Source organism: Achromobacter pestifer, from assembly GCF_902859625.1.
Taxonomy (GTDB): domain Bacteria; phylum Pseudomonadota; class Gammaproteobacteria; order Burkholderiales; family Burkholderiaceae_B; genus Achromobacter; species Achromobacter pestifer.
This window is the reverse complement of record NZ_CADIJX010000003.1, coordinates 591,465-603,288: the sequence shown is the minus strand read 5'-3', so window position 1 is coordinate 603,288 and position 11,824 is coordinate 591,465. Positions and strand designations below refer to the sequence as shown.

Here is an 11,824-nt window from a genome sequence, read left to right as displayed (position 1 = left end):
CGGGCCGCAGGAGGCGGCCAAAGCAAGACATGAGGGAAGACGGCGGGGCGCGACGGCCCCACCGGGATCAAGGCTGATTGACGACCAGCCGGACCATGATGCGGCGACCGGGTTCCTGGCGTTCCAGGACCAGCAGTTGTGGACCCAACGTGTCGTAGCGCGACAGCCTGGCCCGCCAACCGCCTTGCTCGAAGGATGCAGGGCGGCCCAATTCATCGCGCGACACTTCCGTCGCTTCCGGCTGAGGCGGCAACTTCCCGCGCAGCCAATCGCGCAGGCCGGACACCGGCATGCTGCTGCCCAGTGCGTCTTCCGCCAGGGCATCGGGATTGTCGGCGAACAAGCGCGTGCCGTCGGCCTTGGTCAGGCTGGCAGCGCCCGGCTGGCCTTCCACGCGGGCCTCGGTCGAGCCCAGCGGGTTGGTCAGGTCAAGCACATAGCGCCGCCCATCGTCCGACCACGAGAAACCGCCTTGCACGGCATTTTGCTTGCCGCTTTCCTCGTTGACGGTGATGGCGAAGCGGCCGATGCGTGAAAACGCATCGGGGCTGACGCCTTCGATCGGCTTGGGCGTGGTGGTGCAGGCAGCCAGCGTGAGCGCCAGTGCGGCCAGCAGCGCCCAGCGCAGCCAAGCCGACATGCCGAGCAACCGCTGTTGCCCCCCTGCCGTCACAGACCCACCCCCAGACGCTTGACGACGTCCTGGACGGTCTTGTTCTTGGGATCCTTCATCAGCGCGGCGCGCAGCAGTTCAGTCGCCTGGTCGCGCTTGCCTTGGGTCCAGAGCACTTCGGCCAGATGGGCGGCGATGTCGGCTTCGGGACGCACGCTATAGGCGCGGCGCAAGTATTCCGCAGCGGAGTCGGATTCGCCCATGCGGAACTTGACCCATCCCATGCTATCCAGGATGAACGGGTCGTTCGGCGACAGTTCCAGCGCCTGGGTGATCAGGTCCAGCGCTTCGGGCAGGCGCTGGTTGTGGTCGGCCAGCGTGTAACCCAGCGCGTTGTAGGCATGCGCATGGTCCGGATCCAGTGCAATGACCTGGCGCAGCATGCGCTCAAGGTCAGCCAATCGGTTCTGGCGTTCATACAGCATGGCCAGTTCGTACTTGATCTCGACGGTATCCGGCAGCGCTTGGTCGGCCGCCTCCAGTGTGGCCACGGCTTGCGGGACGCGGTCGGCGTCGCGCAGGATCTGCGCTTTGGTCAGCACGCCCAGAGTACGTTCCTCGTCGTCCTGGGGGCCGGCGGAATCGATCATGGCCAGCGCGTCGTCCACCCGGCCACTCTTGGCGCGCAGCGCAGCCTGGCGCATGCGGACGGAATAACGCAGGGTGGGGTCGTCGATGCGGCCAAGTTCATTGATGGCTTCGTCGTACCGACCCTGGTCTTCGGCAATGCGCGCCAACAGCACATGCGCGTCCGCCGCGGCGGCGCCGGCATCGGTTGCGCCGGGCACGGTGGCCCGCTGGCGCTGTTGCTGCACGTCCAGGTACTGCTGAAGCAGCGTCCTGGCTTGCGGCAACTGGCCTGCCTTATAGGCCAACTGGGCCTGCATGAAGAGCAGGTCGAAATCTTCCGGCGAGCGGCGCGACATGGCCTGTAGTTCAGACAATGCGCCGTTGTAGTCGCCGCTGTCGGCAAGTTGCCCGGCCAGCATCAGGCGAACCTTGCGAGCGCCCGGATTGCGGTTGATATAGGCGCGGGCCTCGGTCTGAGCGCGCTGCGGATCCACCTTCGAACCATATTCCAGCACGCGCTGGGCGGCGGCCTCGGACTTGGGATCGGCAGCCAGCGCGGCGCGCGATTCCACGGTCGCGCGCTCGTAGTCGCCTGACGCGGACGCCACGTCGGCCAGCGCCAGATGGGCGGCAGGCAACTTGCGCACGCTGTCGCTCAGGGATTCGTCCAGGATGCGCAGGGCCAGCCGGCGGTCATTCAAACGGCTCAGCACGGCCAAGGCCTGGCCGATGGCGGCCGGTTTGTCGCGCGAGGCATCGATGCGATTGCGCAGCGCCTGGGCCAGGCCCTTGGTTTGCCCATTGGCGGCGGCCAGGGCCAATTCCGTGGAACTGGCTTCGATATCGTTGGGCGACAGGCGTGCCCAGACGCGGGCCGCCTCCAGCGCACCCGGCAAATTACCGCCCGCCAGCTGGAATTCCAGGCCACGACGGGCCAGGCGAGGATCGCCCGTGTCCCGGGCCAGTCCGACCATGGTGGTCGCGGCCGTGCCGTACATGCCGCGCTGTGCGGCAATCTCCGACGCGAGGACGCGGTAGAAGATATCGGCGGTCAGCGATACGTAGGGCAACTGGCCCGGACGCAGGCGGATCACCTCGGTTTCGGGTTGGCGGTTCTGGGGCGCCATGCGGGGCCCGGTCGCGTCGCGCGTCCGGCTGTCGGCCGCTTGGGCCGGCAGCGCAAAACCTGTTGTCAGCGCAAACGCCAACGCGGCGATCCCGATATTCATTTGTTTGAAAGACGACTTCACGCGGCCCGTCCGGTTGATGGCACAATCTTCGTACACGCAATTGATGATCTTACACTGGCTCATGCCGGAACTGCCTGAAGTCGAAACCACCCGTCGAGGAATTGACGCTGTCATCACCGGCCGGACGCTCCAGCGTCTGGTCGTCCATGAAGCCCGCATGCGGTGGCCCATCCCGCCGGAGCTGCCGACGCTGATCAGCGGCCGCGCCGTCCTGGAATGCGCTCGCCGGGGCAAATATCTACTGCTGCGCTTTGAACATGGCACCCAGATCGTGCATCTGGGCATGTCCGGTTCGTTGCGCAGCGTCGCCCCCGGTGAATTCCTGCGCAAACATGACCATGTTGAATGGATATTCGACGAAGCCGTGTTGCGGCTGCATGACCCCCGGCGTTTTGGCGCGGTGCTGTGGCACCCCGACGCCGACGGCCCGATCGAGACCCACCCCCTGCTGGCCAAACTGGGCATTGAACCCTTCGACCCGCGCTTTGACGGGGCGTGGCTGCACCGCCACTTCAAAAACCACGGCGCCGCCGTCAAGCAGGTGCTGCTGGCCGGCCTGGCCGTCGTGGGCGTGGGCAATATCTACGCATCGGAATGTCTGTTCCGGGCGCGGATCAACCCCAAGACGCCGGCCAACAAGCTGTCGCCCGCCCGCTGCGACCGGCTGGCGGACATGATCCGCGCCACGCTGGCCGACGCCCTGACGTCCGGCGGCAGCACCCTGCGGGACTACGTGGGCGCCACGGGCGAACCGGGGGCCTACTTCGACATCCACGCCGCCGTCTACGAGCGCGAGGGCCAGCCGTGCCGGGTCTGCACCACCCCGATCCGGCGCTTCGTCCAGGGCCAGCGCGCCACGTATTACTGCCCGAAATGCCAACGGAATTAATGACCGGAGCCCCCTGAAACCCTCGGGAAATCCCTGTAAAAACAAGGCCATTTGTTTATAGCAAACGTATTGCACAAACACTAACGCCACGCTATATTCCTTTCACACACCTATTCCTAGAACAGTGGAAGGAGCCTCCATGAGCAAGCAATTCGCCTCGCACGCCGACCTGGACGACAAGGTCGTCTCGTTCGAAAAACTGTCCGACAACGCCTATGCCTATACGGCCGAAGGCGACCCCAACACGGGCGTGCTCATCGGCGACGATGCCGTCATGGTGATCGACACCCAGGCCACCCCCACCATGGCCCAAGACGTGATCCGCCGCATCCGCGAAGTCACGGACAAGCCGATCAAGTACATCCTGCTGTCGCACTACCATGCCGTGCGCGTGTTCGGTGCCTCCGCCTACAACGCCCAGGAAATCCTGGCCAGCCGCGATACCTATGACCTGATCGTCGAACGCGGCGAGCAGGACAAGGCCAGCGAGATCGGCCGCTTCCCCCGCCTGTTCCGCGACGCCGAATCGATTCCGCCGGGCCTGGTCTGGCCGACGATGACGTTCAAGGGCGAAATGACCGTCAACCTGGGCAACCTGGAAGTCAAGCTGCTGCAAGTGGGCCGTGGCCACACCAAGGGCGACACCATCGCCTGGCTGCCCGAGCAAAAGATCCTGATGGCGGGCGACCTGGTCGAATACCAGTCCACCCCGTACTGCGGCGACGCCTACTTCCGCGACTGGCCCACCACGCTGGATGCGCTGGCAGGCTTTGAAGCCGAAAAGATGGTGCCCGGCCGCGGCCCGGCCCTCAAGAGCGCCGCCGAGGTCCGCCAAGGCCTGGCTGGCACGCGCGCCTTCCTGACCGACTTGTACAGCGCCGTGAACCGCGGCGTGGCGGAAGGCAAGGATTTGAAGACGATCTACCGCGAGGTCTACGACTTCATGAAGCCGCGCTATAGCGACTGGGTGATCTTCGACCACTGCATGCCGTTCGACGTGTCGCGCGCCTATGACGAGGCCACCGGCCACACCCATCCGCGCATCTGGACCGACAAGCGCGACCTGGAAATGTGGGCGCAGCTGGAAGGCTGATCGGTCAGGGCCGCACAAGACGGCCCGCCCCGCTGGCAAGAACCGGAATCCCGCGCCACCAGGTGGCGCGGTTTCGCGACAAAAAAACAAAATGACCCACACAGGAGACAACCGTGGGAGACATCGACTTTCAGGCGATGGAATTCGCCTATGAAAAGCACGCCGACCAGAACGCCGGCGCCTCGCCCCGGCATCAGGTCGTGGTCGTGGGGGCCGGCCCGGTCGGTCTGACCACGGCGCTGGACCTGGCCCGCCAAGGCGTGCGTGTCGTGGTGCTGGACGATGATTACCGCCTGTCCACAGGATCGCGCGCCATCTGCTTCTCCAAGCGCACCCTGGAGATCTGGGACCGCCTGGGCGTAGGCCAACGCATGATCGACAAGGGCGTGTCGTGGAACGTCGGAAAAGTGTTCTTCCGCGAACAGGAAGTCTGGCGCTTCGACCTGTTGCCTGAGCCCGGCCACCGCCGCCCCGCCTTCATCAACCTTCAGCAGTACTACGCCGAAGGCTACCTATATGAACAGGCGCGTCAGGAACCCAACATCGACCTGCGCTGGAAAAACAAGGTCGCTGGCGTGGTCCAGGCTGAGCACGGCGTTGACCTGACGATCGATACCCCCGAAGGTCCCTATACGCTGCACGCCGATTGGCTGGTGGCCTGCGACGGCGCCCGTTCGCCGGTGCGCAAGCTGATCGGCCAGGAAAGCCACGGCCGCATCTTCCGCGACCGCTTCCTGATCGCCGACGTGAAGATGAAGGCCGATTTTCCAACCGAGCGCTGGTTCTGGTTTGACCCGCCCTTCCACCCCAATCAGTCCGTCTTGCTGCACCGCCAGCCCGACAACGTGTGGCGCATCGACTTCCAGCTGGGCTGGAACGCCGACCCCGCCGAAGCCGTCAAGCCCGAGAACGTGCTGCCGCGCATCCGCGCCCTGCTCGGTCCCGACGCGCAGTTCGATCTGGAATGGGTCAGCGTGTATACCTTTGCGTGCGAACGCATGGACAAGTTCCGCCATGGCCGCGTCGTGTTCGCCGGAGATTCCGCGCACCGCGTATCGCCGTTTGGCGCGCGCGGCGCCAACAGCGGCGTGCAGGACGCCGAAAACCTGGCCTGGAAACTGAAGCTGGTACTGACGGGTCTGGCACCCGAGACGTTGATCGACAGCTACAGCGCCGAACGCGAATATGCCGCCGACGAGAACATCCTGAATTCGTCACGCGCCACCGACTTCATTACGCCCAAGAGTGACGTCAGCCGCAGCTTCCGCAATGCGGTGCTGAATCTGGCCAAGACGCATCCATTCGCGCGTTCACTCGTCAATAGCGGACGCTTGTCGCTGCCGGCCACCTACGCCGGGTCGCCTTTGAATACGCCCGACGAAGACGCATTCTCGGGCCGCATGGTCCCCGGCGCAGTCGCGTTGGACGCGCCCGTGACGCATCAGGGCGGCAACGACTGGTGGATGGCGCAACTGGACGGCGGCTTCGTGCTGGCGCTGTTCTGTGGCGACGCGCAGCCTGGCCCGGACACCCTTGCGGCGTTGCAGGCATTGCGCATGGCGCCCGTACCCGTCAAGGCCGTGTTGGTGGCCGGCGCGCAATGCGACGTGTCCAGCCTGCCGGCCGGCGTACCCGTGGTGACCGACGTCGAAGGCTGCCTGGCCAAGCGCTACGACGCCCAAGCCGGCACCGCCTATCTGATCCGGCCAGACCAGCACATCGCCGCGCGCTGGCGCGCGTTCAACGCTGACGCCATTGCGACTGCCGTCAAGCGGGCCACGGGCCACGTGTGAACCCAGAGGTCAATACCATGCTGATTACCGAAACCAATCTGAGCTCGCCCGACGACTTCTACGAAGCGCTGATCGAAACCCACCGCGACCTGACCAATGAGCAAAGCCAGGAGTTGAACGCGGCGCTGATCCTGCTGCTGGCCAATCACCTGGGCGATGTGGCGTTGCTGCGTGAAGCCTTGCAGCAAGCGCGAGCATCCGTGGTGCAGACGTAGGATGGGGCAGACGTAGGATGGGTGTAGCGCGAGAGACCGTAGCCTGGAACACGGCCGCACAACGCGCGCAACCCATCAAGCAGCGGTGAGTGCCGGCGGGTTCGGCCATGATGTGATTGCTGCACGATGGGTTGCGCGCGTTGTACGCCCATATCCTTCTTCACCGCATCTCGCGCTTCACCCATCCTACGTCCATCATCCCGCAAGTGATTTCATGCGCCGGCATCATCCCGCGAGAGATTTCATGCGTCAGCACCATCCCGCGAATGATTTCATGCGCCGGCACCATCCCGCGAATGATTTCATGCGCCGAAATCATCCCGCAAGTGATTCCATGCACCGGCATCATCCCGCGAGTAAATCCACGCGCCGACGCCCTCCTGCGAACAGGTTCATATATTTCCGCCCACGGCGAACGTATTCACGATCAACGCTCGCAGCCAATGGTTGCCGCCGTCACGGTCCACTCTGCGCTGCCAGTACATGTTGGTCTGTAGCGCGGGCACCTTCACCGGTGGCGTCATGAAGCGCAGGCCGAACGGCGGCGCGGCGCTGGCGGCCAGTTTTTCAGGTACGGTCGCCAGCAGGTCCGTCGCGCTGACGATGTAGGGCACGGCCGAAAAGTGCGGCACGCTGAAATGCTCGGCCAGGTCCACGCCTGCCCGCTCCATCGACTGGTTGACCTGCCCATAGGGCGCCGCGCGCGACACGATCAGATGCCGCTCCGCGCGGAACGCTTTAATGCCCATGCCTGCATGCGCGGTGGGATGCGCCTGGCGGAACAAGGTGGCATAGCCCTGGCGGAACAACATGCGTTGCAGTGTTCCCGCCCCCATCTCATCGAAAGCGCCAATGGCCAGATCCACTCGGCCCGATTCCATTTCACGCGGCAGGTCCGGCCCCTGCACCCGCACCGAATCGATGCGCACATGCGGCGCGACCTGCACACATACCTCCATCAGCCGTGGCATGAAGTGGATTTCGCCCACATCGGTCATGGCCACCCGGAAACGCCGGCTGCTGGTGGCGGCGTCGAACACGTCTTGATCCTGCAAGGCCTGCGTCAACATGGTCAGCGCTTCGCTGACGGGCCCTGCCAGCCGCTGCGCTCGAGGCGTGGGCAGCATGCCTTGCGCGGTACGCACGAAGAGCTCGTCCCCGAAGGCCACGCGCAAGCGGCGCAAGGCATTGCTGACCGCGGGCTGCGTCAGGTCCATGCGCCGCGCCACTGCGGACAGGTTGCGGTCTTCCAGCAGATGTTGAAACAGAATCAACAGGTTCAGATCCACATCGCGCAGTTCGGCCATGCCGCCCCCTACTATTCACAAAATTTATAGTCTCTATTTTTGCATTCCCGTAGCCGTAGCGGGCATTTTTTCCGACAATGACGAATGGCCCTGGATTTGCCCAGACCGCCCCCAAATACCGATACCGACCGCGCGGCCAAGTACCGCGCTGCCACCCAGGAGGATTCCATGGAATTGCAATATCAGACCGGCTTCGGCAACGACTGCTCGACTGAAGCGCTGCCCGGCGCGCTGCCGGTTGGCCGAAACTCCCCCCAGCAATGCCCGTACGGCCTCTATGCCGAGCAACTGTCCGGCACCGCCTTCACCGCCCCGCGTGGTGAAAACCGCCGCTCGTGGCTGTACCGCATCCGCCCGGGTGCGCAGCACAAGCCTTTTGAGCCCTTCGGCGGCGCGGCAGGCTGGGAAAGCACCTTCGGCCATGGGCCGGTGACGCCCAACCAGTTGCGCTGGAGCCCGATGCCCATCCCGGACGCGCCGACCGATTTCCTGGAAGGCGTGAAGACCTGGGGCGGCAATGGCGGCCCGGACGAACAAGGCGGCGTGGCCATCCATATGTACGCCGCCAACCGGTCGATGCAAGGCCGCTATTTCTACAACGCCGACGGCGAACTGCTGCTGGTACCGCAGCAAGGCCGCCTGCGCCTGGCCACCGAGCTGGGCCTGATCGACCTGGAGCCGCTGGAAATCGCCGTGATCCCGCGTGGCGTGCGCTTTCGCGTCGACCTGCTGGACGGCACCGCGCGCGGCTACATGCTGGAGAACTTCGGCGCCGCCTTGCGCCTGCCCGAACTGGGGCCCATCGGCTCGAACTGTCTGGCCAATGCGCGCGATTTCAAGACGCCGGTCGCGTGGTATGAAGACGTGGAGGGTGACTTTGAACTGGTCGCCAAATTCACGGGCGGATTCTGGCGCGCGTCCATCGATCATTCTCCACTGGACGTAGTGGCCTGGCACGGCACGCACGCACCGTACAAGTACGACCTGCGCCACTTCAATGCCATCGGTTCGATCAGCTACGACCATCCGGACCCCTCCATCTTCACCGTGCTGACCGCCCCGTCCGATACCCCGGGCACGGCCAACATGGATTTCGCGATTTTCCCGCCGCGCATCCTGGCAATGGAAGACACGTTCCGTCCGCCCTGGTTCCATCGCAACATTGCCAGCGAATTCATGGGCCTCATCCAAGGCGTGTACGACGCCAAGGCCGATGGCTTCGCCCCTGGCGGCGCCAGCCTGCACAATTGCATGAGCGGCCACGGCCCCGACGCCGAGACCTTCGAGAAGGCCTCGCATGCGGATACGCACAAGGCCCACTACATCCGCGACACGATGGCCTTCATGTTCGAAACGCGGCGCGTCATCCGTCCGACCGAGCAGGCCCTGGCCTCGGTAGAATTGCAGGGCGACTATTACCGGTGCTGGCAGGGCATCGTGAAGCACTTCGACCCCAAGAAGGCGTGACGGCAGCTCCTCGCTGATCCACGCCCACGGCGATGCGCGCAAGCGCATCGCCGTTTGGCGTTTCATTCGGCTTTGGCATTTCATTCGGCTTTTGAATTTTCCGGCGTTGCTGCCCCATCAGACCTGCCGGCCACCCCACACCATTAAAGAGACACGCAAGCCATGACCACCACGATCAACGAAACCCACGATCCCTCATTGAAGAGCTGGATCGTCAGCGCCAATACCGGCACGTCGGATTTTCCGGTCCAGAACCTGCCGTACGGCGCATTCCGCCGCCAAGGCTCCAAAGAGTCCTTCCGCCCCGGCGTGGCGATCGGCGACCAGATCCTGGACCTGGCCGCATTGGCCGCCAAGCAGCCGTTCGACGGCCTGGCAGCCGAAGCGCTGGCCACCTGCGCCAGCGACAACCTGAACGCCCTGATGGCGTTGGGCCAAGCGCACTGGAGCGCCCTGCGCCTGGCCCTGTCGCGCGCGCTGCGTGAAGGCGCCGCCCTCCGTGCCACGGTCGAGCCGTTGCTTGTCGCGCAAGCCGACGCCGAATACACCACGCCCGCCCGCATCGGCGACTACACCGACTTCTATATCTCGGTGCACCATGCGACGGCAGTGGGCAAGCAGTTCCGCCCTGATAATCCTTTGCTGCCAAACTATAAGTGGGTGCCGATCGGCTACCACGGCCGTGCATCCAGCATTGGCGTGGACCAGAAGTTCCCGCGCCCCGTCGGCCAGACCCGTCCGGCCAATGAAGGCGACACGCCGCAATTCGGCCCGTGCGCGCGCCTGGACTACGAGCTGGAACTGGGCATTTTCGTAGGCACCGGCAACGAGCAAGGCGAACGCATCGGCTTGGCCGACGCGGACGCCCACGTGTTCGGTCTGTGCATTCTGAACGACTGGTCGGCGCGCGATATCCAGGCCTGGGAATACCAGCCGCTGGGCCCCTTCCTGTCCAAGAATTTTGCGTCGACGATATCGCCGTGGATCGTCACGATGGAAGCGCTGGAGCCGTTCCGCACGCAGTGGAACCGCGGCCCGGCCGAACCGCAGCCGATGCCCTATCTGGCCTCCGACGCAAACCGCGCCAAGGGCGCCTATGACGTGCAGCTGGAAGTGCTGATGACGACTCAGCAATCGCGCGAAGCCAAGCAGCCCGCAGTGACGCTGTCTCGCAGCAACTTCCGGGATGCGTACTGGAACGTGGCCCAACTGATCGCGCACCACACGGTCAACGGCTGCAATCTGCAACCGGGCGACATGCTGGGTACGGGCACGCTGTCGGGCCCGCAGGCGTCTGAAGCGGGTTCGTTGCTGGAACTCAGCAATGGCGGGAAGACGGCGTTTGATCTGCCTTGGGGTGAGAAGCGGACGTTCCTGCAAGACGGCGACCAGATCATCATGCGGGCCGAGTGCGTGAAGGCGGGATATCCGCGCATCGGATTCGGGCAAAGCGTGGGCACGGTGCTGCCGGCGCGCGTCTGATCTGGCAGGCTGCCGGCACCCGCGCTCAACCAGCGCGGCCTGCCGTCAGCCGCTCGATCTCGTCGTCCTTGGCTTGCCACTGCTTGGCCAGCCAATGATGGAATTCGGTGCGAAACGCTTTGTCGCCGGTGTAGTCGGCGTCACAGAATTCGGGCGGCACCGGCAACTGCCGCATCCGCACGACCACCGAACCCGCGCGGCCGCAAGCCATGTCCCAGAAGCTCGGAATGCCGTCCGGGTAGGCGATGGTGGCGTCGATCATTGAGCGAAAGCGCGCGCCCATCGCGTTCAACGCCACCGCCAGCCCGCCCGCCCTCGGCTTGAGCAGATGGCGATATGGCGATCCCTGCGCGTCGCGCTTGGCCGCGGTGAAACGTGTGCCCTCGGCGAACACCATCACGCTGGTTGGCACCAGCGAGAACTTCGCGCACGCGCGCCGCGCGGCCGCCTGGTCCTCGCGCCCCAGCGCCGGGTTGCGGCGCAGCGCGGCCTTGCCGTGGCGCTTCATGAACGGGAAATCCAGCGCCCACCACGCCAGGCCGATCACGGGCACGTAAATCAGCTGCTGCTTCAGAAAGAACTTCAGCAAGGGGATGCGCCGGTTCAGCGATTGCTGCAACACGAAGATGTCGACCCACGACTGGTGATTGCAATTGACCAGGTACCAATCCGCATACCGCAGCCCGGCATGACCTTGTACGTCCCACGGCGTCCGCTGAATCCGCGCGAACCAACCGGCGTTGCACGACACCCAGGCCGTCGCGATGGCATTGAGCAGCGGGTCGATGCGCCGCCTGACCGCCGCGAACGGCAGCAGCAGCTTGAGCAACGCCACGGGAAACAACAACAGGCACCAGAAGACGGTGCTGACCGATAGCAGCAGCACGCTGAACGTGCCGGTTACCCAGGCGAGCCGGCCGCGCGGCACGGGAATCGCGCGCACGCGCGGCGCGGTAACGACGGCCGGGGCCACTTTCGGGGGTTGGTCGGGATAAGTCATGGCGGGCAGTTTGCAGCGCCTGGACCTGGAGCGGCTTGCGCAGGATCAAGCCAGCCCACATGGGACCGGCCGTCGGGGCTCTGCC

General features: G+C 64.9%; 11 protein-coding genes. 6 read left to right on the top strand and 5 right to left on the bottom strand.

Annotation, left to right across the window (positions count from 1 at the left end; all coding sequences use genetic code 11):
- Window positions 1-67: 67 nt before the first annotated feature.
- Both lolB and HV753_RS14305 read right to left on the bottom strand, forming a co-directional pair.
- On the bottom strand, window positions 68-640 hold the full coding sequence (gene lolB, locus HV753_RS14310) for a lipoprotein insertase outer membrane protein LolB (protein WP_175175146.1): 573 nt from the start codon (window positions 638-640) through the stop codon (window positions 68-70).
- Between the two features lie 29 nt (window positions 641-669).
- Window positions 670-2,556, bottom strand: a complete 1,887-nt coding sequence (locus HV753_RS14305) for a tetratricopeptide repeat protein (protein ID WP_175175145.1) — start codon at window positions 2,554-2,556, stop codon at window positions 670-672.
- Here HV753_RS14305 and mutM point away from each other — a divergent pair.
- The 4 genes from mutM (at window position 2,555) to HV753_RS14285 (ending at window position 6,483) form a co-directional block, all read left to right on the top strand.
- Window positions 2,555-3,382, top strand: a complete 828-nt coding sequence (gene mutM, locus HV753_RS14300; RefSeq protein ID WP_175175144.1) for a bifunctional DNA-formamidopyrimidine glycosylase/DNA-(apurinic or apyrimidinic site) lyase — start codon at window positions 2,555-2,557, stop codon at window positions 3,380-3,382. The genes HV753_RS14305 and mutM overlap by 2 nt on opposite strands.
- Window positions 3,383-3,521: 139 nt before the next feature.
- Window positions 3,522-4,475 (top strand): MBL fold metallo-hydrolase, encoded by a 954-nt coding sequence (locus tag HV753_RS14295; RefSeq protein ID WP_175175143.1) that lies wholly within the window; start codon window positions 3,522-3,524, stop codon window positions 4,473-4,475.
- Between the two features lie 113 nt (window positions 4,476-4,588).
- Entirely contained in the window at window positions 4,589-6,268 is a 1,680-nt protein-coding gene (locus HV753_RS14290) for an FAD-dependent oxidoreductase (RefSeq protein ID WP_175175142.1), read from the top strand.
- 17 nt (window positions 6,269-6,285) lie between these two features.
- Window positions 6,286-6,483, top strand: a complete 198-nt coding sequence (locus HV753_RS14285) for a DUF2783 domain-containing protein (protein WP_175175141.1) — start codon at window positions 6,286-6,288, stop codon at window positions 6,481-6,483.
- 160 nt (window positions 6,484-6,643) lie between these two features.
- On the opposite strand, the gene HV753_RS14280 is transcribed toward HV753_RS14285, so the two are convergent.
- The gene (locus HV753_RS14280) at window positions 6,644-6,832 is read right to left on the bottom strand and encodes a hypothetical protein (protein WP_175175140.1); all 189 of its coding nucleotides are present in this window, start codon (window positions 6,830-6,832) and stop codon (window positions 6,644-6,646) included.
- A gap of 43 nt (window positions 6,833-6,875) precedes the next feature.
- Entirely contained in the window at window positions 6,876-7,790 is a 915-nt protein-coding gene (locus HV753_RS14275) for a LysR family transcriptional regulator (RefSeq protein ID WP_175175139.1), read from the bottom strand.
- A 168-nt stretch (window positions 7,791-7,958) separates the two neighbouring features.
- On the opposite strand from HV753_RS14275, the gene hmgA reads away from it, so the two are divergent.
- Together hmgA and fahA are read left to right on the top strand one after the other, a co-directional pair.
- Window positions 7,959-9,257: a homogentisate 1,2-dioxygenase gene (gene hmgA, locus HV753_RS14270; RefSeq protein ID WP_175175138.1), complete on the top strand. Its 1,299-nt coding sequence runs from the start codon at window positions 7,959-7,961 to the stop codon at window positions 9,255-9,257.
- Window positions 9,258-9,419: 162 nt separating this feature from the next.
- A complete protein-coding gene (gene fahA, locus HV753_RS14265) occupies window positions 9,420-10,739 on the top strand; it encodes a fumarylacetoacetase (RefSeq protein ID WP_175175137.1) in 1,320 nt (439 codons plus the stop codon).
- A gap of 25 nt (window positions 10,740-10,764) precedes the next feature.
- Here the strand turns inward: fahA and HV753_RS14260 are convergent, their stop codons facing one another.
- The gene (locus tag HV753_RS14260; RefSeq protein WP_425485898.1) at window positions 10,765-11,667 is read right to left on the bottom strand and encodes an acyltransferase; all 903 of its coding nucleotides are present in this window, start codon (window positions 11,665-11,667) and stop codon (window positions 10,765-10,767) included.
- Window positions 11,668-11,824: the final 157 nt, after the last annotated feature.